Source organism: Rhizobium sp. CCGE531 (assembly GCF_003627795.1).
In the GTDB taxonomy this organism is placed as follows: domain Bacteria; phylum Pseudomonadota; class Alphaproteobacteria; order Rhizobiales; family Rhizobiaceae; genus Rhizobium.
In genome coordinates this window covers 622,533-644,838 of the sequence record NZ_CP032686.1, presented here as the reverse complement: position 1 = coordinate 644,838, position 22,306 = coordinate 622,533, and the positions used below count along the sequence as shown (strand labels likewise).

General features: G+C 58.6%; 21 protein-coding genes. 8 read left to right on the top strand and 13 right to left on the bottom strand.

The features are described 5' to 3' along the window. Positions 1-356: 356 nt before the first annotated feature. Positions 357-1,130 (bottom strand): SDR family oxidoreductase, encoded by a 774-nt coding sequence (locus CCGE531_RS29340; protein WP_120670386.1) that lies wholly within the window; start codon positions 1,128-1,130, stop codon positions 357-359. An 87-nt stretch (positions 1,131-1,217) separates the two neighbouring features. Between CCGE531_RS29340 and CCGE531_RS29335 the strand changes: the two genes are divergently transcribed. Continuing rightward, positions 1,218-1,874, top strand: coding sequence for a TetR/AcrR family transcriptional regulator (locus tag CCGE531_RS29335; RefSeq protein WP_120670384.1), 657 nt, complete (start codon positions 1,218-1,220; stop codon positions 1,872-1,874). A gap of 359 nt (positions 1,875-2,233) precedes the next feature. Here CCGE531_RS29335 and CCGE531_RS29330 read toward each other — a convergent pair whose 3' ends face one another. The 3 genes from CCGE531_RS29330 to CCGE531_RS29320 form a co-directional block, all read right to left on the bottom strand. Next, complete coding sequence (locus CCGE531_RS29330) at positions 2,234-3,712, bottom strand: alginate export family protein (RefSeq protein WP_120670638.1); 1,479 nt, start codon at positions 3,710-3,712, stop codon at positions 2,234-2,236. A gap of 210 nt (positions 3,713-3,922) precedes the next feature. Beyond that, positions 3,923-4,381, bottom strand: coding sequence for a VOC family protein (locus CCGE531_RS29325; RefSeq protein WP_120670382.1), 459 nt, complete (start codon positions 4,379-4,381; stop codon positions 3,923-3,925). A gap of 187 nt (positions 4,382-4,568) precedes the next feature. Continuing rightward, on the bottom strand, positions 4,569-6,374 hold the full coding sequence (locus CCGE531_RS29320; RefSeq protein WP_120670380.1) for an amidohydrolase: 1,806 nt from the start codon (positions 6,372-6,374) through the stop codon (positions 4,569-4,571). Between the two features lie 250 nt (positions 6,375-6,624). Here CCGE531_RS29320 and CCGE531_RS29315 point away from each other — a divergent pair, with 250 nt between their 5' ends. After that, positions 6,625-7,551 carry a LysR family transcriptional regulator gene (locus CCGE531_RS29315; RefSeq protein WP_120670378.1) on the top strand — a complete coding sequence of 309 codons (927 nt, stop codon included), beginning with the start codon at positions 6,625-6,627 and terminating at the stop codon, positions 7,549-7,551. A gap of 386 nt (positions 7,552-7,937) precedes the next feature. Here the strand turns inward: CCGE531_RS29315 and CCGE531_RS29310 are convergent, their stop codons facing one another. The 6 genes from CCGE531_RS29310 to CCGE531_RS29285 all read right to left on the bottom strand — a co-directional run bounded on the left by CCGE531_RS29310 (position 7,938) and on the right by CCGE531_RS29285 (position 12,708). Next, positions 7,938-8,279 (bottom strand): hypothetical protein, encoded by a 342-nt coding sequence (locus tag CCGE531_RS29310; RefSeq protein ID WP_120670376.1) that lies wholly within the window; start codon positions 8,277-8,279, stop codon positions 7,938-7,940. A gap of 115 nt (positions 8,280-8,394) precedes the next feature. Continuing rightward, positions 8,395-8,604 carry a GNAT family N-acetyltransferase gene (locus CCGE531_RS29305; RefSeq protein WP_245459516.1) on the bottom strand — a complete coding sequence of 70 codons (210 nt, stop codon included), beginning with the start codon at positions 8,602-8,604 and terminating at the stop codon, positions 8,395-8,397. Between the two features lie 166 nt (positions 8,605-8,770). Continuing rightward, positions 8,771-9,706: a pirin family protein gene (locus tag CCGE531_RS29300; protein ID WP_120670373.1), complete on the bottom strand. Its 936-nt coding sequence runs from the start codon at positions 9,704-9,706 to the stop codon at positions 8,771-8,773. A 167-nt stretch (positions 9,707-9,873) separates the two neighbouring features. Further along, a complete protein-coding gene (locus CCGE531_RS29295) occupies positions 9,874-10,764 on the bottom strand; it encodes a LysR family transcriptional regulator (protein ID WP_120670371.1) in 891 nt (296 codons plus the stop codon). A 36-nt stretch (positions 10,765-10,800) separates the two neighbouring features. Then, positions 10,801-11,832 carry an Atu2307/SP_0267 family LLM class monooxygenase gene (locus CCGE531_RS29290; RefSeq protein WP_120670369.1) on the bottom strand — a complete coding sequence of 344 codons (1,032 nt, stop codon included), beginning with the start codon at positions 11,830-11,832 and terminating at the stop codon, positions 10,801-10,803. A gap of 213 nt (positions 11,833-12,045) precedes the next feature. Then, positions 12,046-12,708, bottom strand: a complete 663-nt coding sequence (locus tag CCGE531_RS29285) for a hydrolase (protein ID WP_120670367.1) — start codon at positions 12,706-12,708, stop codon at positions 12,046-12,048. A 152-nt stretch (positions 12,709-12,860) separates the two neighbouring features. Between CCGE531_RS29285 and CCGE531_RS29280 the strand changes: the two genes are divergently transcribed. Beyond that, complete coding sequence (locus CCGE531_RS29280; protein WP_120670366.1) at positions 12,861-13,754, top strand: LysR family transcriptional regulator; 894 nt, start codon at positions 12,861-12,863, stop codon at positions 13,752-13,754. Between the two features lie 228 nt (positions 13,755-13,982). Here CCGE531_RS29280 and CCGE531_RS29270 read toward each other — a convergent pair whose 3' ends face one another. Next, a complete protein-coding gene (locus CCGE531_RS29270; protein ID WP_120670364.1) occupies positions 13,983-14,939 on the bottom strand; it encodes a zinc-binding alcohol dehydrogenase family protein in 957 nt (318 codons plus the stop codon). Between the two features lie 373 nt (positions 14,940-15,312). Further along, positions 15,313-16,053 (bottom strand): SDR family oxidoreductase, encoded by a 741-nt coding sequence (locus tag CCGE531_RS29265; RefSeq protein WP_120670636.1) that lies wholly within the window; start codon positions 16,051-16,053, stop codon positions 15,313-15,315. 84 nt (positions 16,054-16,137) lie between these two features. Here CCGE531_RS29265 and CCGE531_RS29260 point away from each other — a divergent pair, with 84 nt between their 5' ends. The 4 genes from CCGE531_RS29260 to metG all read left to right on the top strand — a co-directional run bounded on the left by CCGE531_RS29260 (position 16,138) and on the right by metG (position 20,778). Further along, positions 16,138-17,112, top strand: coding sequence for an AraC family transcriptional regulator (locus tag CCGE531_RS29260; protein ID WP_245459439.1), 975 nt, complete (start codon positions 16,138-16,140; stop codon positions 17,110-17,112). A 335-nt stretch (positions 17,113-17,447) separates the two neighbouring features. Next, entirely contained in the window at positions 17,448-17,798 is a 351-nt protein-coding gene (locus tag CCGE531_RS29255; RefSeq protein ID WP_120670360.1) for an ethanolamine utilization protein, read from the top strand. Between the two features lie 116 nt (positions 17,799-17,914). Next, a complete protein-coding gene (locus tag CCGE531_RS29250; RefSeq protein ID WP_162944074.1) occupies positions 17,915-18,928 on the top strand; it encodes an alpha/beta hydrolase in 1,014 nt (337 codons plus the stop codon). A 284-nt stretch (positions 18,929-19,212) separates the two neighbouring features. Then, complete coding sequence (gene metG, locus CCGE531_RS29245) at positions 19,213-20,778, top strand: methionine--tRNA ligase (RefSeq protein ID WP_120670358.1); 1,566 nt, start codon at positions 19,213-19,215, stop codon at positions 20,776-20,778. Between the two features lie 104 nt (positions 20,779-20,882). Here the strand turns inward: metG and CCGE531_RS29240 are convergent, their stop codons facing one another. After that, on the bottom strand, positions 20,883-21,716 hold the full coding sequence (locus CCGE531_RS29240; RefSeq protein WP_120670356.1) for an enoyl-CoA hydratase/isomerase family protein: 834 nt from the start codon (positions 21,714-21,716) through the stop codon (positions 20,883-20,885). Between the two features lie 123 nt (positions 21,717-21,839). On the opposite strand from CCGE531_RS29240, the gene CCGE531_RS29235 reads away from it, so the two are divergent. Then, the gene (locus CCGE531_RS29235) at positions 21,840-22,214 is read left to right on the top strand and encodes a helix-turn-helix domain-containing protein (protein ID WP_120670354.1); all 375 of its coding nucleotides are present in this window, start codon (positions 21,840-21,842) and stop codon (positions 22,212-22,214) included. Positions 22,215-22,306: the final 92 nt, after the last annotated feature.

The window sequence follows — 22,306 nt, the reverse complement described above, 5'->3', positions numbered from 1 at the left end:
ACGGGAGCGCATAGGCTTTTAAAGGATCTGAACCGAAGGCATGTCATTCAATGTCCAAAGGAAACAGTTCCCTGCGGGCGGCCGTTCGGGAAGAGCGACCCAGCATTAGAAGACGAGACCAGGCAGCATCTGGTCGATCAGTTAATGTCGGCTCGGCGAGCTGTTCGAGATAAGAGGAATAAGTCGTCAGCTTGTGGCCGGCGCCGCTCCGATCAAATGGAGACTGGATCGCGCGCGGCGAGCGCGAGCCAATCTTTTGGATTCACGAGGAACTGGATCTCAACAGGCACCTCGTCAAGCATGCATCCTCTGCAGCGGTTTGAATGGCTGGAAAGAGAGCGAAGTGCCAGGATCGATCAAATCCGGGCACCGCCCGTCGCATCGATCATCTGGCCGGTCGTCCAGCGCGCATCGTTCGATGCAAGGAAAGCGATGACGTCGGCGACGTCCTCCGACCGGCCGACACGAGAGAAGACCGAGAGTGCTTCGGCGCCGGCGCGCGCGTCCGGCGAAGCTAGCCACTCTGCATTCATATCCGTCTCCGTCACGCCCGGCAGTACGGCATTGACCGTAATCCCCCGAGCTGCAAATTCAGGTGCCAGCGCCAGTGTCAATGTCTCCAGCGCCCCCTTGGAGGCTGCGTAGGCCGGGTGCGTCGGCGCCGCGATCCGCGTAAACCCGGTCGAAATATTGATGATGCGGCCATTGTCGCGAATTTGGTCTGCGACTGCCTGGATCAGAAAGAACGGCGCCTTGTAGTTGATCGTCATTACCTCATCGAAGGCGACTTCGCTGGTCTCTCTCAATGGCAGTGCGGGCGCAATGCCGGCATTGTTCACCAGAATGTCGAGAGCGGAGGTACCCGTTTCGATACGCGCGGCTTCGCTGAACTGTGCCCAGAGACTGTCGGCCGCGTCCTTGCCTTGTCTGAGATCTGCCCTCACTGCGACGGCTTTCACGCCGAGCGCTTCGATATCGCGTATCGTGGCATGAGCCGCATCCGCGTTGGCGGTATAGTGCACGCCAATCAGGGCGGCGCCCTCTTTCGCGAATGCTCGGGCGGCAGCTCGACCGATACCGCGCGAACTTCCAGTGATCAGGGCTATCTTATCTGCGAGTCTGTGGGACATGGACAACTCCGTTGCTAATTAAATAGTGATCTCTATATTAAGAGTGAAACCGACGCTGTCAACAATTAAATAGGGATCACTATTTTAATGAAAGAGCCGACCCGCAAACGAGGCAGACCGCGTGTGCTCGATCGCGACGTCGGGCTCGACATCGCGGCACGCCAGTTCTGGGAACGTGGTTACGAGGGGACCTCCACCGCCGACCTCACGAAGGCCATGGGAATCAATCCGCCGACTCTCTATTCGATGTTCGGCTCGAAGGAGGAATTATACGGCCAGGCGCTCGACTTCAGCATTGCCCGGGAAAACAGCCGCCGGTTAGAAATCCTGCAATCCAATCTTCCGCTTTATGAAGCGCTTGGTCTCTACCTTTATGATATCGCTGACGGCGATACCCAACCGGATAAGCCGCCAGGTTGCATGGTCTCGACGGCCATCCTGCAGCATGCGGAAGAGAACGCCTCAGTCGCGCGCATGACGGCAGCCTTGCGCGAGGCGTCGACCCAAACCCTCAAAGCCCGCTTCGACCGTGCCGTTGAGGACGGCGAATTACCAACAGCAACCGACACCGATACGCTCGCGCGCTTCTACGGTGCAGTTATTCAGGGTATGTCCGCCCAGGCCTGCGACGGTGCCTGCAATGCTCTGCTGAAGCGGCTGATCGACATCGCGCTAACGGCCTGGCCGGGGGAGCGTCGGACTTCGACTGAAGTTCCGAGTGAACACGTCAGCCCCTCAAACTGACCGAAGATCGGAGAACTTCCTCAGTCGGCGGCCAGAGGTATTCCGAGAGATGTAACGGGACAAAGTCTCCCGTCAGTGGCCTTGATAGGATTAGAACCACCGAGGCACGTGACATTCGCTAGCGCGTTGAAAATTGCAATCACCTTATACAAGCGTAACGTTGGCTGCGGCGTAAGCTGCTATTATGACCCAATCCCGTTGGAACGACTGCAGTCGTGTCGAAAGTAACCTCAAATTTCTTGGCACTGCCGAGGGCTGTGGCTGAGAACATGACGGTTCTTGAGCGAGAAACTCGGGAGCCTGGCCGCCGCTTCGATCGGTGATTTCCGTCGTCGGCGAACACTGTAGCGTCGGCATTGTTACCAGGCCAGCTTCAGTTCTGCCCTGAGATAATTGCTGTCGCGGCCGCCCACAGCTTCGAGCGCCGCGCCGACCTGGTAGTGGACAGCCTCCAGCGACCCCGTGAGATTGGGATTGAAGCGGTAGTCCGCCTTGACCTGCGCATAAGCTCCGGTCCACGCCGGTCCGTTACCCGCCGTGCCGGCGACGGGAACGCTTGGCAGGGTGTAGATGGCGTCCTGTGTCGTTTGTCGCCAGAGCAGTCCGATCCCGGCCATCAGGGTCAGGTCTTCTGTCGGCTGAACGGTGATCGACGGCTTGAGGTGAATGAGGTTGGCGTATCCGGTATGACCGCCGAGCGAGAAATAGAACCCGTTTGGAAACAGCGGATTGAACGTGCCAACCGTGCCGTCGCCCGCATCCCCGTCACCCGACGCTACGTCGAACTGCAGACCGATCCTGGGTGACCAGGCAACATCCTCGAAGGTGTATCCGGTCCTCGCACCCACGGCCCAGGCCAGAATGTCAGTTGAGCCGACCTTACCAACCTGTCCCATCGCTTCCGCATCCCAGTCGAAACCGGCATGTTTGCCGGCCGTCCGGATATCGAGCACATGCCTGTCCTCCTCACCCGACGCAGTGAGAAAAGTGGCGTCCTTGTGCTGGTAGAGCGCGTAATAGGCGGAGGCCTCGATATCCGGCGAAAGCTGCCACTCAACGCGCCCGCCACTGAACAGCACATCACTGCTTGAGCGATCATCAAAAGGATCATCATCCCGATACTGAACAGGCTGGCTGACAAGACCATAGAAGCGCCATGCATTCGTCTCCCACCCTACCCAGACCGCGTCGAAAGACTGGCGGACATTCGGCCCATCGCGCACCGATACGAACCGTTCCAGGTCAAACGCGAAGTCTTGGCGGCCGACCCTTGCCCTGAAGGTTCCTAGGTGAGTCTCCTGCATATAGCCGATGAATGCGAGCCGAAGGTCAAATCGGTTTGCGTCGTTGGGGCCGACCACCGTCTTGTCGAACGCACGCACATCCTCGAACTGCGTGAACAGTTGCCAGTTTTCATTCAGGTGAACGTCGATATGGAACTGCGCGCGCTGTAACCAATAGGAGTCTCTGGGGTTCGCACGCAGGGTTCCGAAAGCCGGCGCATCACTGACTTCGAAGATTTCGCGTAGATTGAGCCCGAGCGAGATGTAGCTGTCGGGATTGGAGGAAAACAACGGAATGTATTTCAGACTGTCCAGCGGCTGAGTCCGCAGTTTCGGATCTGCGAGAGGCGACCAGTCCTCTCGCGACCGGTCGGCTTTTATCGAGGGCCTCTCCTGCTCCTGGAGAAAATCATCCGCCGCCAGGGCTGACGGGTAGTCCCATTGAGCACATGCAATGGCGGCAAGCGAAAGCAAGAGTGACCGTGCTTTGGGTGCTGACCAAAGGCTGAGCGCCATTGAAAAAAGCGAGGTGACACATCTCGGTTGGTCAATCATCTGCTTGCCTTTCAGCCTTTGGCACATGGCCACATCTTGCGTCAGCTTTTCATGGGTGATCGACGCCGTCCGCCAATGGCACGGCGAAGCGTGGGCGCTCACGGCCACCCCAGTTGCGTATCGACTGGCTGAAGATGGGATTCCGTCACCCGGCACGTTTATGGTGAAATCGTTTTGGATCAGTCCGCGAGGCTATGCGTGGCCGTGCTGCTAGATGACTTCGGCCAATTCAATCACGTTCCCGAAAGGATCGGCGAAGAAAGCGATCTTGCGGCTGATCTCGTCGACCTGAAACGGTTCGGTAAGGATACTCACGTCGCGGCGGCGCAGCTCTGCCACAGTGGCTTCGATATCGGCGACGGTCAGGCAGAAATGATGGTAGCCGGCATGCCTCAAGCTGTCGCCCAGATTCTCGTAAACCCGTACCGGGTACGGGCCTGGGTCACCGCCGGCGAGCAGTTCGACCATGAAACGATCGTCATTTGGCGGCGCGAGATAGGCGAGTTGTTGGTCGTCATGAGGCCATGTGTGAATGACGCGCCAGTCGAGCTTATCCTGATACCATTGTATGGCGGTGTCCCGGTCGGGCACACGGATCGCAACGTGATGTCCCCGCACATCTGCGAAAAGTGATGATGGGCTCTTCGCAGGTAAGGTGAAGTCAGCCAATTTTATTCTCCTCGATGTAGCGACAGACCCCTTGACGCGCGTTGTTTTCGACGGAGTATTGAACGATCGCTGTCAATGTAGGCGATGGTTCCTTCGCCGCGGTAGGGTACGGCCGGGCGGCGAAACCGCGGTCCAATGAGTTCCTGCAATGGAACTGTCGGTGAGCAGGGGAACCATTCCGCTGGGCTCATTTTTCCCCATGATAGCTGCCGAAGTATTTTACCGGTGACCAAGCTGGAAGAATATCGGGTAGTTTTGGCGATAGAGCACTGTAGTCCTGTGCGCCGTAGACTACCTTTCCGTCCATGATCGTCAGTACAGAAGAGATGGAGCTGATTTGATCTTCCGGCACGGCGAAGTAGTCCCTGTCGAGGACGGCGAAGTCTGCCAGATTTCCGGGGGCGATTACGCCTAGCTCGGCTTCTGCGTTCATGAACCAGGCTGGCCCGCTGGTAAATAGTTTCAGCGCCTCGGTGCGGGATAGGCGATTGTTCTCGGCGAGAATCTCGGATCCGGACACAGACTTGCCGGATACCATCCAACTTACAGCCACCCAGGGGTTGAACGTGGCTGCCCGGAAGGCGTCTGCGGTCATGGCGAGCGGCATACCGCTGTCGACGAGCATGCGCAGACGCGGCGTCTGCAACGCCTTCTCGCGACCATATGTCCTGATGAAGCCATCGCCGTGGAGCGCCATTTTGGCGTCCAGGGCAATTCCGCCACCCAGCTTTTTCACCCGAGCGATGTTCTCCGGACTGATGGTCTCAGCGTGCTCGATACTCCATTTCAGGCCACCGAGCGGGATCGTTTCGTTCACCTTCTCCAGCGCGTCGAGAAAAGGGGAGATGTTCTCGTTGTAGCTGACGTGCATTCGGAACGGGATGCGCCGCTGTACCAGTTTCATCACATCCTGCTCGACGAAGCGTCGCATCTTCTCAGGCTCGATGATGACTGCGGGACGGTCGAAGTTCTCGTGATCGTGCACTTCCCCGCTCAGAACCTCCCCGGCACCTCGATATTCATGGCCATGTGCCAGGGTGGGGTGCAGGTTTTGTCCTGGACTTATCGGGGCCGTTTTCGTGATCGCCTCGATTTCCAGATCCACCATGTTTACTGGCCCGCCGTCGCCAAGTTGCAAGTCGACAAAGGGCATGCGCACATTGAGGCGGTTGTCTCGTGCAAGCACGTCTACCCTCGCCTGGGCCTCCGGGTAGGGCCACCTACCGCCGTTATCGATGATCGAGGTCACGCCGAACCGGTTCAGACCGTGAATGCTATAGATCAACGAACTCACTTGTTCTTCGAAAGTGGGCTGCGGCACCATGCTCTCGAGGGCGAGAAACAACCAGGTATAACCGTGCACCACGCCAGTGGGATTGCCGTGGCTGTCCTTTTCGAATTCGGTGTCCGGCACCTTTGGGAACCGATCGGTACCCACGCCAAGCGCCTCCATCGCCTGCTTGTTCAAGAAGGCTTGGTTATAAGCATATTGCACGATCATGGGGCGATCGGGCACGGCGCTGCGCAATTCGTCCAACGTCGGAAAACGGTTCTCCTTGAATTGGTAGGGTGACCAGCCTCCGATCACTTTGACCCATTGGCCCTTCGGCGTGCGTGCGGCCTGCTCGCTCAGCATCGTCAACGCCTGACGCAGCGTCGGTACGCCATCCCATCGAACATTGTAGTTATAGGCCAGATCGTTGAGAACATGGATATGGGCATCAATGATGCCGGGAATGAGGGTGCGGCTGCGAGCATCAATAATCTGGGTGTTGGAGTTCTTTAGACCGAGAGTGTCCACATCAGAGCCGACGGAATAAATGCGGCCTTTCCTGACCGCCAAAGCCGAAGCTTCGGGCTGAGTACGGCTGCCGGTGAAGATCTTTGCGTTGAATACGATAAGATCAGCACCGGGTTGCTCCCGCGTCGTTTGTGCGTGAACTGTAGAGAAAGAAAAAGTGGTCACAAACGCGAAGATTATTTTTCTTATCATTTTGCCTCGTTTCCTGATTTTGGCGAATTGCGGTCATGCGAAAGCCAGTGCCCTGCGGATGTCTGCGAGGGGTGAAGAGTGGGTCGAAGCCGTCGCGAAAGGTCATCACTTTCCTCGTGTGCCGTCGTTGAACGGCGACTTGTCGGTAGACAAAGGCCTTGTGGCAGTGTCGAGGTGGACAGTGCCATTGCAATTTTGGCTACGGTAGGCCATCAAAATGACACACCATGTCGCCGAAAAGGAAACATCAATGGATATTGAGGAATTGCGCACCTTTGTGGAGGTTGCTGACGCCTCCGGTCTCACACAGGCAGCGCGCCGGCTTGGCGTTTCCAAATCGCTCGTCAGCCGACGGCTTGCTCGGCTTGAGCAATTTCTGGGCGTTCAACTGCTCGCGCGAACGACGCGCGGCGCTTCCTTGACCGAAGCCGGCGCGACGTTTCGCGAGCATGCAGCAAAGATCTGCAGCGAGTTTGATGTTGCGAGGGAGGCCGCTCTTCCCTCCGGAGATCTTCGCGGCCGGTTACGTGTCGCTGCGCCGCTTTCCTTTGGCCCGACACATTTTGCTCCCATCCTCTCTCAAATGGCCCGCAGACATCCCCAACTACAAATCCTTTCTTCCTATACCGATCGTTTCGTCGATCTCGTCGGAGAGGGTTTTGACTGCGCCATTCGGCTTGGCCACCTTCAAGATTCAGTGCTAGTCGCAAAACGTGTCGGATCGATCTTCGGCATTCTGGTTGCGAGTCCCGAGTACATAGAAACTCACGGCGCTCCCGTAACACCGGACGACATCGTAGATCATCAAGTCGTCATGCGAGACGACGAGAGGTGGCAATTCATGGACGGCGATAAAATTGTTACGGTGCGTCCCCAGGGACGCTTCATAGCTGATAGCGGAATATCGCTTGTGTCTGCCGCTATGGGCGGTATCGGGATCGGGTACCTGCCAGAACCGCTTGTCGCGGATCATATTTCCTCGGGCGCGCTGGTGCCAATCATGACGCGTCATCCAATTCCGCCAGCCGGTATCTTTGTCGTGAGGCCGCCAGGCCAGCATCCCTCGCGAAAGGTGAGGATACTCACTGAAATGCTTATCGAACGTTTCGGGACCGCGGCCGTCAAGGACGGGGCGGGGGGGCTTGGCAAGCAAGACGAACGATCAGCTTGTCTGTAACGTCAAATTTGCAAGGTCGACCGGCTCTCTCCAACTCTGTGGCTTGGCAAAAGATATCGCTGGCCCTGAAGTCAAATCAAGTTCTCGATCGAACCCTTGCGGTCAGGCGGGCGGGTCGGTGCGTATTGGGCAGGCGGTTGCAGGAAGGTCTCGTCCGGCGGGGTATATGTTACGGATAGGATGCTTTGGCAGGATTGCCCGGCGGATAACATTTGCGGCGATTCCGGATTATACAGAAACTGGACCAGGATCAGCGATCGCGAATGAGGCCAGCTCCTCCCCAACGTCGCGAAATAGGCTTTCTCTTATAGCTGAGTTCATCAGCAACTTAAGGTGCCGCCGACGCAATAACTGCGCGGTGCTGGATGTCGATGGATGATCCACCGCTATTTCGCTGGGTAAGGCTCAATGTCTGCTGACCAATAGTGCCTGGCGATATTCTGGGAGTTGCGGATGACGTGGTAAGCAGTTTCAGGGTTTCCCCCTTCAAATGTATCCGGGTCTGCGCCACACATGAGACAATACATTCGCTGGTGAACAACGGCCGCGAAATATTGCATTGCCGGCGCCACATCTTCCTGCCCGATCGCTCGCATATCCTCGGCAGCTCGTTCGGTCGCATCCTCCAAGGCGCGCGAGACTGCGGCAGCCAGCATCCTGTCGGTGCGACTGATGACCTCGGCGATCTGGCGCTCTGCCAAAGTTAGTTCAGGAGTGTTTTCGGCCATTGTTCATCTCTCCGGCAGTAGCTTGAAGGGCCTGCTTCGCCCCTTGAAACAGATAGGTGTTCTTCCGCATAACATTCCTTATCGCCGGCTCTGGTTCTTTGTTCGGCAGAATTTTTCACTTTCTCAAAACATCCTGCCATCCCGCATGGCGCTCTATCTGCGCTTTCGCGAATGGGCAAAGCGGTATGATCGTGATGCCTTCGCGCCGGGCGTCCTCTACCGCCTGCCGGACCAATTGCTCGCCGATTTTTCGACCGCGCAAGGCGGCAGGAACATCCGTGTGGTCGATGATGATCAGCTTTTGACCCGCTCGACTGTATGTCATCTCGGCCTCGTGCCCATCAACGACGATCCGGTACCGCCCCTTTGACACGCCATCTTCCCGTTTAACCTCTTTGCTCAATGCATTTTCCTCCGTCATCAACCCTGTGTTTACGTGCCGACCCGCCCATTATTAGATGGTCTTTCTAGTTGAAACCGATCTGTAGAGATTACTCGGGCAAGGGAATGTGCTCATCCCTGTCGTCAACCGGGAGATCGAAACGCCCCTTCCCCCAATTCTCGGCACGCCATTCGGCCTTGGCCTCTTCTATGCGCTCCTTCGAGGATGCGACGAAGTTCCACCAGATGTAGCGTGGTCCCGAAAGCGTCGCGCCGCCAAGGGCCATCAGCCTCGCACCTTGACCGCCTGCGGTCACCGTGATCCTGTCCCCGGGACGGAACACCATCATCTGTGGCGCTTCGAAGTCCTGGCCGGCGATCGAGATAGAGCCTTCGACGATATAGATCGCACGATCCTCGTGATCGTCCGGCATGGGCAGTCGGGCACCTGCTTCCAGCATGACATCGGCATAGAAGGTCTCAGAAAACATCCTCGCAGGAGCGACCTTCCCATAGGCATTTCCCAGGATAAGCCGAACCGTTGCGCCGCGATCCTCGATCATGGGCAGTGATTGTGTTCCATGATGTTCGAACATCGGCGCCATGTCTTCATGGCTGTCGGGAAGCGCCACCCAGGTCTGGATCCCCAGCAGACTTTGCGGCCCGCGGCGACCCTCTGGCGTGGTGCGCTCGGAATGCGAGACACCTCGGCCCGCGACCATCCAGTTCAGTGCTCCGGGGCGAATGATCTGGTCGGCACCAGTGCTGTCGCGATGATGGAATTCGCCGCGATAGAGATAGGTGACTGTTCCCAGTCCGATATGCGGGTGCGGTCGCACATCGATGCCCTGACCAGTCAGGAGTTCCGCAGGGCCGACCTGGTCGAAGAAGATGAACGGACCCACCATCTGGCGCTTCGGAGCAGGCAAGGCGCGCCGAACTTCGAAGCCACCGAGGTCGCGCGAGCGTGGAATGATGAGCGTGTCGATCGCATCCAGGCCGATCTCTTCAGGACAGGCTGGTGCAATGGCGGGATTCCAACTCAATGTATTTTCTCCTCTTCACTACAAAGTGTAAGCGTGGCTCGACTGCCCTCCCGTTCGGCTACCCGGTCGGCCAAAGCCGCACCGAAACTAGAAAGCGACAGCGCCCGCGACTAGCTGCGGGGAGCGCCACGCTGTGTTGCGGCAAGCGGAACACCCTGCTCACCGCATCAACGCCCAGCGCCCCAAAGATGCGCGTCAGTTTCAAAAGATTCGATCAGGAGCTCCGAGAGGACCCGCACTTTTCGGGACGGATGCGGGCTCGGAGATCGTACGACATAGACCCCGCCGACCGGTAGCGGAAAACGTGTCATGATTGGAACGAGAGCCCCTGAAGCAAGATAATCGAGGGTGACGCAATCGGGGAGCCAGGCGACGCCGAGCCCTTCAGCGGCTGCGCTCGCAAGCGCCATGCCGTTGTCGGTCCTGAAGCGGCCCTGCGGCTGCACGGTGATGATCTTGTCGCCATCCATAAATCGCCAGCTCTCCGCACCGACCAGAGCCCGGTGGGACGCGATTTCTTCGGGCGTCTCCGGCGAGCCGTGCAATCTTATATAGTCCGGGCTCGCTACCAGCTTGCCGTAGATCTCGCCGACCCGTTTTGCCATCAGGTTCGAGTCACGCAAGACGCCAACACGGATCGCGCAATCAAACCCGTCGACGATCAGGTCAACGAACCGGTCGCTGTAGTCGGCATGGATCTGAAGCTGCGGGTGCTGGCGCGCCATTTTGGCTAGAACCGGTGCAAAATGCACCGGACCCGATGTCAGCGGAACTGCGATCCGGAGGCGTCCGCGAAGGTCACCTTGCGGCAGGATCGCCTCGCGCGCGGTGTCGATCTCGGCGCAGACCCGTGCTGCGTGGTCGCGAAACAACGCCCCGGCTTCCGTCAGACCGGCTCCCCGTGTCGTTCGTGCAAGAAGCTGGGCGCCGAGCGCACCCTCGATCCTGGTGAGAGCGCGGCTGACCATGGACTTGGAGACACCCAGTCGACGCGCAGCCGAAGTGATACCTCCCGAATCGGCCACCTCGACGAATACCCGCAGATCTTCGATGTCCATTTGGCATTCCTCCGTTCCGACACCGTGGATACCGTCCTATCGCGCGGCCCTGATGATCGGAGCGATCTCGGTGCCCAGAAGCTCGATCGACTGCTTCATCGCGGTCGTTTCAAGCGAAGCCGTACTCATCTGGAAGGTGATGCGCGAAAGGCCACCAAGCGTTTCGTTGGCCCGCCACATCTTGGCGGCAACGGTTTTCGGATCGCCGACCAGGAATGCACCGTCAGGACCCGCCATGATCTCGAACTGCTGTCGCGTCGGTGGCGACCAGCCGCGCTCCCGACCGATCTTCGTCGTCAAATGCGCCCATCCGGGAAAGAAGGCATCCTTTGCAGCCATGTCGGTCTCGCCGACGAAACCCATTGCATGGACTCCCACCTTGAGTTTCCCCGGATCATGCCCGACGCGTTGACCGGTTTCGCGATAGAGATCGACGAGCGGCCGGAAGCGCTCGAAGCTGCCGCCAATGATCGCCACCATCAAGGGAAGGCCGAGTGCACCGGCGCGAGCGAAGGATTCCGGCGAACCGCCGGCGCCGATCCAGACTGGAAGCCGTGATTGATGTGGACGCGGAAAGACGCCTTGCCCTTTGAGCTGCGGACGAAAGCGGCCTTCCCAGGTGATATCTCTCGCCTCGCCGAGCTTGAGAAACAGGTCGAGCTTTTCGGCAAAGAGCTCGTCATAATGACGCGTATCGAGGCCGAACAGCGGATAGGCCTCGACAAAGGATCCCCGGCCGACCACGAGTTCGGTACGCCCCCTGGAAATCAGGTCGAGCGTGGCGAATTCCTGGAAGACACGCACCGGATCGGCGGCACTGAGAACCGTGACCGCACTCGCCAACCGGATACGGGCAGTGCGGGCCGCGGCCGCGGCCAGAATGACGGCCGGGGCGGAGTCGAGAAACTCACCCCGATGATGCTCGCCGATACCGAAGACATCGAGCCCGACGCGATCAGCGACAACGACCTCATCGATAAGCTCGGCCATGCGATCCGACGGTGACGGGAGCTTACCCGTTTTCGGATCAGGAAGGATGGCTGCAAAACTGTCGATACCGATTTCCATGCTTGATCCTTAGTTGATTGCGCGGTTCGTTGTCGTCGCTACAGGTCAGTTTCATTTCCACCCTCAGATAGTCGCCGTCACGGTGGTCGCAGGCGCATCTTTCGCGTCGGTGCACGGCTGCCAAGCCTGAACATTCTTGAGACGGGATGGCGAGGCCGACTGGGGAGCCTTTACGGCGCCATCAGCTCGAGATTTCGCCATCCCAGTCAGCTTTTAAAGACCGGCCTGGCTGGCCGCCTGTACGGGCGTATTGAGAAGTTGCTGTTCCCACAGATAGGCGATGCCGCTGCCACCGGCATGCTCGATGATGACGTCCGTCAGCGCAGCCGCAGTCTCCTCACGGGCCCAATCGCGCTGCCATTCGGCAGCGATCGCGAGCCAGGTCATCATGTTGATGCCGGCCCCGATCATCCGCTGGATGGCGACCTGATGCGCTTCGACCGAGGTGCCACCCGACGCGTCGGTGATCACCGTAACGTCCCAGCCCTCGCCGGCAGCCTGGATAGCCGGCATCGCAACGCAGACTTCGGTCCACAGACCAGCAATGATGAGCTGCTTGCGGCCAGTGGCCTTGACCACGTCCACCACTTTCGGGTCCTGCCAGGTGTTGATGAATGTACGGTCGATCACCTCTTGTCCCGGGAAAACATCGGTGAGGTGTTTGAAGAGCAGGCCACCACGGCCGGCGATCACACTCGTCAGGATCGTAGGAACGTTGAAAACCTTTGCCGCTTTCGCAAGCGCCGTAGTGTTGTTCACGACCGCCTGCGGATCGTGGCTGTTCACGTTCGCGAGCTGATAAGGCTGATGGTCGATCATGACGAGGACGGAGTCTTCGGGACGAAGAAGCGAGTCAAGGCCGTTACGAAAGGTCATACTTACATCCTATGTTGGCGGTTGATTGAGACACACTGCGGGAGGGGCGAATGCCCTCCGAAGCGCCGTCTGCGAAAGGACCTTGTCATTCCCGATTTCGATGCGGTAGTCATCGTTTGTGCCGAAGAGTGTCGCGGAACGAGGAACGCAGCATGGACATCGAAGATCTGCGGACGTTTGTGGAGGTTGCGGATGCGGGCGGAGTGACGTCTGCTGCGCTCCGGCTGGGCGTCTCCAAATCAATGGTCAGCCGACGGCTCGTAAGGCTTGAGGCTGAGCTGGGCGTCCAACTGCTTGCAAGGTCGACACGCGGGGCGTCCTTGACGGAAGCGGGCGCCACTTTCCGGGATTATGCCGCCAGGGTCAGCGCCGAGATCGATGTCGCCAGAGACACGATCCTGCCCGCCGGCGAACTGAGTGGCCGCCTGAGAGTTGCCGCACCCCTTTCCTTCGGCCCCACCCATTTTGCATCTGTTATTGCGCAAATGGCATCTCGCCATCCGCAACTGCAGATCCAGACCAGCTATAGCGACCGTTTCGTGGACTTGATCGCGGAAGGGTTTGATTGCGCGATCCGGGTCGGTACGCTTCAAGATTCCAACCTGATTGCAAGACGCGTTGGTCCCCTCTATGGAAAATACGTCGCGAGCCCCGCCTATATCAAAGCCCATGGCTCCCCGGAAACACCGGCGGAACTCGTCACGCATCAGGCGCTTATGCAGGGGATGGAAACGTGGCAGGTGATGGACGGCGACAAGATCCTGACCATTCGCCCGCAAGGCCGTTTCAAGGCTGACAACGGGGCGGCTCTCGTCGTCGCTGCCGCGGCCGGTTTGGGTATCGCTGCCCTCCCCGATGGCCTCACCCGGGACTATCGCAATTCCGGCACGTTGGTGACGGTCATGAAAAATCATCCGCCACCCCCGGCCGGAATCTATGTCGTCCGTCCGCCGGGACAGCACCCCTCTAGAAAGGTCCGCGTCCTGACCGAAATGCTGATCGAGTGTTTCGATGATAGCGGGCAGGGAAACGAACAGCCCATCTAACGGATATAGAGCGGCAGATCGCGACGGTCACGACGCGTAGATTGCGCCGATCTGCTCCTTCACGCTGCTCCCGGGGGTCGACAAAATAAGTGCGGGATATGATCGACCCTCATCGAAGCCGGGAGGCAGATGGACATTCCCTGCAACGTCAATATTTCTGTTCCTTAACGAAATGCGTTTCATATCGACTGCGCTCCTCCCGCCAAACCATTGCTCGACACCTCAGCGTCAGGGTGTCATCACGACGCGGCCCAATGGCCTTGCCGTTTCTGCATACTCGTGTGCTTTTGATGCCTCTCGCAGCGGAAAGACATTATCGATGACAACGTCGAGCCGTCTTTCCGCCACGGCCTCGAGAAGTTCGTCAACCGTCCGATGCACGGAAAGCCGTTCGAACAGCGATCCCATGAAAACGCCGTAAAGGGTCTGATTGTTCTGCATTGGGGACCAGAGATCGACATCGAGAATGCCACCGCCGGCGTTCCCCACAAAGACGAGACGCCCTTCGGCTGCCAACGCGGAAAGGGAACCTTGCAAGGTCGATCCCACTGGGTCGATTACAAGATCAGCCCCCTTGCCATCGGTCAACCGACGGACTTCACCAACAACGTCCTGCTCAAATCGATCAATGACATGGGTAGCGCCAAGCTCGGTCAGGCGCGTCTGGCGTTCGCGACCACCGGCAACCGCAATGACCGTCGCCCCCGCTTGACGCGCCAGCTGAACGGCGGCCAGGCCGACGCCCCCAGCGGCGGCCTGGATCAGAACTGTTTCGCCTTCATTTAGCCTGCCCTTGGTGATGACGCAGTGGCGGGCCGTTCCGAAAGAGATTGGTAGCGCCGCGGCTTGCGCCATGTCGACGTCGTTCGGCATCAACCATGTGCGCGAGGCAGGCACGGCCCAGAGTTCGGCATGCGATCCCTGCATGTCGAAGGCTGTCACTTTTTGGCCAACCGTCCTATCCCTTACATTTTGACCGATCGCGACGATGGTCCCGGCAGCAGCATAACCGACGATCCACGAAGGGCGCTGCGGCGTCGAGCGCCGATTGACCAGGTCGCCGCCTTCAATCGAAATCGCCTCGACCGCGATTAGAACGTCCCCCGGTCCACAGACGGAATCCGGCACATCGGCATATCTTAAGACTGTCGGGGGGCCGGGGTTCTCATAGACTGCAGCCTTCATGTGCTATTCCTTTCCCGCGTGGGACGTTCTGCCTTTAATGGTCACAACGCTGCAGGCCGCCTCTAAGCCCATCCGTGCCTGCCAGGATATGTTCCAGATCATTCAGCGCCGCAGCAGCCGTCATCTGCCCCAAGCTCACTTGGGCCATGCACTCACATCCCCGGTCTCTCGTTTTGAAGCGGCTAGCAATAGGCCTTGCCTGGCCGATCTACTTCTCACTGAGTTTGGTAGCGTTGCGGAGCGGGCTCGAATAGTCATCGCATCGGCAAAACTCTGTCGCGGAACGAGGAACGCAAATTCTCCGGCTGATACACTATTCACAAGGCGAAGGTTGCCTGACCTCCGCCGGGCAACCAACAACCATTACCAAACACTACGCAAGAGCGCCGCCGTCCACCGTAAGGATGGTGCCGGTGATTTGCCGGGCGGCCGGCGTTGCGAGGAACGCGACTGCTGCCGCGACATCCTCCGGCTGGTTAAAGCGGCCAAGGGCGCTGAGACCACGCTGATAGTCGGCAAATTCGCCCGTCTCGGGGTTCGCGTCGGTGTTTGTCGATCCAGGCTGGACGAGATTAACCGTTATATCTCGGGAGCCAAGTTCGCGGGCGAGGCCACGGTTGAATGCCTGGAGCGCGCCTTTGGTCATATAGTAGACCGTCCCAGGCACGCCGGCAATGCGATCCGCGCCCGCTGATCCGATGGTAATGATGCGCCCGCCTTCCTTGAGGTGGGGGATGGCAGCCTTTGCAGCGAGAACCGGCCCGCGTACGTTAACGGCAAGCAGCGCGTCGATGTCCTCGATCGTGAAATCCGCGATATTGTTGTATCGCGCGATCGCCGCATTGTTGACGAGAATGTCGAGACCACCCGGTGCGCGGACAGTTTCGTCCACCGATCGCTGGATGGCCGCAGGATCCGCGCTGTCGGCCTGTATCGCGATTGCCTTGCCCCCATTCCCTTCAATAATCCGAGAAAGTCGCTCCGCGCTGTCGGCGGATCGCTCGTACGTTATCGCAACGTTCGCACCTTTCTTCGACAGAGCAATCGCGATCGCAGCCCCGATGCCACGCGATCCACCAGTGACAAGCGCATTCTTTCCAGCTAGTTCCTGCATGGTCGAACCCTTTCCTATTCCTGTCGCCTTGACGCCGATTTGGAGGCTCATTCCTCGCTACGGGCTGCTCCGGCAGGCTTTTTGTTGAGCCTCAAAATAGGCGGTTGCGACGCAGGCAACATTCCTGATCTTCCCAGACACTTGCCTGATCCTACCAAATCACTACATGCTGACGTGATGTTCGATCCTGTGAAGCCATCGACACTTCTGTTAAAGGCCGTTGCTCCGTTTGTTTCGGCGCATGCGGGTACAGTGGGCGTTCCCACCCCCGTTCCGCGCTTGACGATTTGGACAAGCGCAAGGGCCACGTCGCCCACTCCGGCGGTGTTCGAACCCATGTTCTATGCGGTGTTGCGCGGAACCAAAGTCTTGATAATGGGCGCCAATCGGTTCGAACTGGTCGCAGGCGCTTGCGCGGTATCGTCCTTTGGCCTGCCCTACAGCCACCAATTGACCGGCGCTGAGCCTAATTTCCCCTATGTCGGCATCAGCCTTCATCTTGATGCCGATATTTTGACGCGCGTCATGCTCGATATCCCCAAGCGTGAGGACCGTTGGACATGCGCAGTCGCCGCCGGCGGCCTGGACGGACCCGTCGGCGACGCATTCGCGCGCCTCGTCGGGCTGGTCAACGCGCCCGACGATATCGGTGCGCTGGCACCACACTACGAGTTTGAGCTTTATTATCGCCTGCTTCAGAGTTCGATGGGCGATACGCTCCGACAGGTCAGCCAGAGAAACGGCCGCTTTCAACAACTCAAGTCGGCGGCCGATTGGCTCGCTTCCAATCATAGCGAGCCTGTCAATATTCCTGTGCTGGCGGCGGCTTCTCACATGAGCGTTACGAGCTTTCACAGGCATTTCAAGGAAGTCACGGGGTTCAGCCCGCTTGCGTTTCAACGCCATATCCGCTTGCTTGAGGCGCGGAAGCTTCTTGCCGGCGGGAGCACCAATGTATCTCGCCTGGCGTATGAAGTGGGTTATAAAAGCCCGTCGCAGTTCAGCCGCGAGTACAAAAGCATGTTCGGCAGCGCGCCGGTAGCTGATCTGGAGCGGTGAACCCAGCCGTTACCGCTGACGAAAAATCGATACTTCATCGCGCGCCTGGCAACACAGATTGCCGCTCTGCCGCCGGTTGATCACACCATAAAATCTGAACTGCCGGCTGCGGATATCGGAGAGAGTCGTGAATGCGATGGTCGATCCGGCATATGCTGTCGGCACCACTGAATTGAAAGAGCCAGATTCGTTTGGCGTTCCGCTTTCGGCGACACAGCTTTGCACGAACGTGGCCTATCGCGCGACATCTTTGAGCTGCCATCAACGCGCGCGGCGACGGGTGTGGCACAATCAGAACCCGTCTCGCGCCGGTCCCAACCTTTAGGAGACAATCAATGACCGTTTACAAATTCGCTATTGCCGACGCGGTGTTTGAACGCTCGCCGGGACAGGAAGGTGACATCTTCACCGGCAACCTGCTCGACCAGCGCCACGGCGGGCCAGTCACCATTGGGTTCGGGCGCTACGGCCCAGAACAAGTTATCGAGGAGACCATGGCCGTACACGACACGATGATTGTCCTGGAAGGAAGCGTAACTGTCTCAGACCCGCATCGATCGCTGACAGCGGGGCCCGGCGAAATCATTGCAATGCAGAAGGGCGACAAGGTGACTATCCGTTCTCACGAGACGGGTGCCATTACGGCTTACGTGACATATCCTCATTGGCAGCAGCCAGAACCCTGACCATCGGGCTCAACATGATGTGGCCGACCGATCCTGACCGTTGCGTCTGCCTGCGTGACCATCTGCGTCGGGTCGGGCAGCTGCACGCCAGACCATTTGTTAACAGGAGTGCCCGTATGACGAACAAACAGAACGACTTCTCCGTGGGCGGTGTGCGTGTCGGCGAACGGATCATTCCTGTTCCCGCGTCCATCAGCCCCGAAGCGCAGGCCATGTTGCGCGCTGCTGTCCAACATGACGGTATACCACTCAACGCGCTTTACCCGATACCGGCCCCACACGATCGGGCAGCTTGGCATCAGCTCCAGGCAGCAGCCGAGGCCCATTACGCCGACGCTTTCAGTGCAGCCACGAACGAAACAAGCACCAAGATCGAAACGCGACGCCTGGGCATAGCAACTATCCATGTCGCGATACCAGAAAACCCGCGGCTAAGAGATTGTATCTTCATCGACCTACATGGCGGTGCGCTCGTATTTGGCGGTGGCGAAGCCTGTCGTGAAAGCACACGGCTACAGGCAAACCGGCTCGGGATGATCTGCTACGGGATCGACTACCGGATGCCGCCGGATCACCCCTACCCGGCGGCGCTCGACGACTGCATGACAGTGTATCGACACATGGTCGATCAATATGGGGCCGATCGTATTCTGATCGGAGGCCGCTCGGCCGGTGGCAATCTCGCCCTCGCCAGCATCCTGCGCGCACGCGACGAAGGCCTGCCATTTCCGGCAGGCGTCGTATTGTTGTCTCCTGAATTGGATCTGACGGAATCGGGCGACAGCTTTCAAACGAACCGAACCGTCGATGTCGTGCTGCCCAATTCCCTGATGCCGAACAATCTGCTTTATGCGAACGGTGCGGACCTATCGCATCCATATCTATCCCCGCTTTTCGGACAGATGTCGGCCGAGTTTCCTCCGACATTCCTGCAAAGCGGGACGCGCGACCTGTTCCTCTCCAACGCGGTGAGACTGCATCGCAAGCTGCGACGCGTGGGAGCTCAGGTCGAACTTCATGTGTTCGAGGCGATGCCACATGGAGGATTTTCGGGGTCGCCGGAAGATATAGAGCTCGCGGCGGAGGTAGCTCGTTTTGTTACGGAGTGTCTCCCGTCATCCGTTCGCTGACGATCGAAACCTTACGTTTGCGTATCGAAGCGGCGGTCTGTTGCCAACGAACCAACCAACGACATGATTTCAGAAACACCCCTCAATGCGGCCTTGCTCCGGTCGTAGCCCGATGATAACACTGACGACATGAACAGAAGCCTCGCCAACGCCACGATGATGATGCCGCGCTCCTAGCGTGGCGGATTTTGTGCGCTTGTGATGCACCTTAAACCGCCCTTGAGGCGGTTTTTCATTGGTCGATCCGCCTTGAGGGGACATTCAACCTTCTCATGGATATCCCAATGAATAGCACGTCGACTTACATCACTACCTCGATTCCATACGTTAATGCCGCGCCGCATGTTGGTTTTGCGCTCGAACTCGTGCAGGCCGATGCTTATGCCCGCCATTCTCGACTTCTCGGCAAAGACGTCAGGTTTCAGTGCGGTACGGATGACAACAGTCTGAAAAACGTTCGCGCCGCGGGCGCAGCAGGACGTCCCGTGGCCGACTTCGTGAGAGAGAATGCGGACCGCTTCGAACAACTCGGCAGGCGCCTTCACATTTCGAATGATGCATTCGTTCGCACATCCACGGATCCAAGACATATTGGCTGCGTTCATTCACTGTGGAACGCGTGCGCCAAGAATAGCGACCTCTATCGAAAGAGCTATGAGGGCTTTTATTGCGTCGGCTGCGAGCTGTTCTACGAGATCACGGGTCTCGACGACGGCCGATGCCCGGAGCACGGTATCCCCCTTGAGATCGTGAAGGAGGAGAACTGGTTCTTCTGCCTCTCTCGATATGGCGACCGCCTTCGTCATTTGATCGAGACAGAAGAGCTCAAGGTCGTTCCGATTCACCGGCGAAACGAGATACTCGCCCTGCTTCGGCGCGGACTAGAGGACATCAGTGTGTCGCGAAGTGCTGAACGAGCACGCGGCTGGGGCGTGCCCGTGCCCGGCAGTGCCGAAGTTATCTATGTCTGGTTCGATGCCTTGGCGAACTATCTTACAGGGCTCGGTTACAGTTCCGACGAAACCCTGTTCCGGCGATACTGGGCAGAGCAAGGTGAACGCATCCACTTTGTCGGCAAGGGAATTTCCAAGTTTCACGCGATTTACTGGCCAGCGATACTCCTGTCCGCCGGAGTGCCGCTCCCGTCATCGATCTTCGTTCATGGCTACCTAACGGTAGGCGGACGAAAGATCGGAAAATCGGCGGGCAACGGCATCGATCCCGATGGCTTCGTGGAGTACTATCAGACCCCGGACGCACTGCGCTATTACCTGCTCCGCCACATCCGTTCCGCTGATGATGGGGATTTCTCTGAAGAACGGCTCGAGGCCGCATGGTCGGGAGAACTCGGCGGGCAGCTTGGGAATCTTCTCAACCGGGTTCTCACCTTGCTCGCGTCGTCCTTTTCCGGCGTGACACCGACCGTTCCCGACAGCGCTCTTGTCCGCGAAGCAGCCAGCCTCCCCGAAAAAGTCCTGAACTCCTTTGACAACTACGAACTTCACCTTGGTTTGGCAGAAATTTTCTCCTATCTAGGGTCCGCGAACAGGGAGTTTACGCGAAAAGCACCCTGGTCCGATGCCAAGGCCTTGGCCGGCGAACTCGGCAGAGCGGAACGACAAATAATCTCCGACCGCCTTGGGGCTACTCTGGCGGAACAGGTCTACGGCCTCGCCATCGTCGCTCGCTGTTTGCTCCCGTTTTTACCTGAATCAGCCGCCAGGCTGCACACGAAACTCGGAATATCGTGCGCGGCGCGTTATGATGTTCCACTCGCCGTTAGTGGAATGGAGACATCTTCTGGAGAGGTTCTCTTCCCGCGGCAGACAGTGGTGCGAACGAGGGCATGATTGAGCGCGGGCGCTTCCGACACCGCATACGCGCCTTCCAAAGACCGAAACCGCTATGCAATATTCTGCTGCAGCGGTTTTGCTATTCTCTCGTCACTCAGGATTCACAGCTTCAATGTACGGAGCAAGCCTTCCAGATTTCTCTCGCCCTCCTTGGTCTGCGCTCCTGCTTGCAGTCCGCCCCGGATGAGCTTTTCGGCCGCAGGGCGTTCGAACAATCCTGCCCAGGCCTCATGCTCGCGCTGAAAGCCATCACGCAGGTCTTCGGGAGGCAACGCCCTCTTGGCCGCGGCGATGACGCCGATGGGCAGTGCGGCGATGTTGCGTGCCAAACGCTCGACGAAGCCGTCGAGTTCGGAAGCCGGCAGTGCCCGGTTGATCCACCCGTATCGCTCCGCCGTCATAGCATCGACGAGATCGGCGGCAAGGATCACTTCAAGAGCTCGGCCTCGCGTCATCCGGCCGGACAGATACTGGGTAGCCCCGCCGCCCGGGGTGATGCCCATCAACGCCTCGCATTGGGCAAGCCCTGCCCGACCCTCGGCGGCAAATGCCATGTCAGCTGCCGCGACGAACTCCGCTCCACCGCCACGCGCCAGCCCGGCGAGCTTGACGATCGTCACCTGCGGCTGCTCCCGCAGGAGCTCGCCGAACGCCTGGAACGGGTTGAGGCCTTCCGGAGCCTCACGGGCAATCTCGTCGAAGGCGTGCGGCTCATCGATCAATGTCATGTCGACATGGGCAATGAAGAACTCCGGGTCCGCGCTCTGGAAAACCAGCACGCGTGTGTCCGGATCATTGCGAACGGAAAGGAGAAAGCTGCGGATTTCGCTCATCAACGGAACATCGAGAACGTTGACCGGCGGGTTGTTGATCGTGATCGTGGCAACGCCGTCTGTCCGAGTAATGCAAAGCCGGCTGAAATCAGTGTCTGTCATATGTGAGTCTCTGTTCTTCGGGAATCTCTGGCGCCGCACATGCGCCATTGACCCTAAAGTATTCATCGAATACCTAGCGTCAATTACGCACCTGAAGCATCCCAGGGATGCCGGAGGATACCGATGGATGAGCCGACAAGTGAAAATGACCCGGTCTACCGTGCCGACTGCCCGAGCCGCGTGATCCTCGACCAGATCGCCGACAAATGGTCGATGATGGTGCTGGCCGTGTTAAGCGAACCCCGTCGCTTCAATGCAATCAAGCGTCGCCTCGATGGCGTGACCCAACGCGTGCTGACACAGACGCTTCGAAAGCTGGAGCGCAACGGTATGCTGACGCGCAGAATCCTGGATGGGCGTGTGCTCGGGGTTGAATATGCATTGACACCCCTCGGTAGGTCGCTGCAAGGGCCGTTCTCAACCCTGTTCGACTGGACCGTCGAGAATATCGACGTCATCCAGGATTGTCAGCGCAGCTACGATGCGCGCGAGGATTAGGGCCGACTTGAGCGGCGGTTTAGGCGCAGCTCAAGTCGGCGGGTGAAAAAGTATGTACGCGCGAGTCGAACAGCCGGAATTGTTCTAAGGTT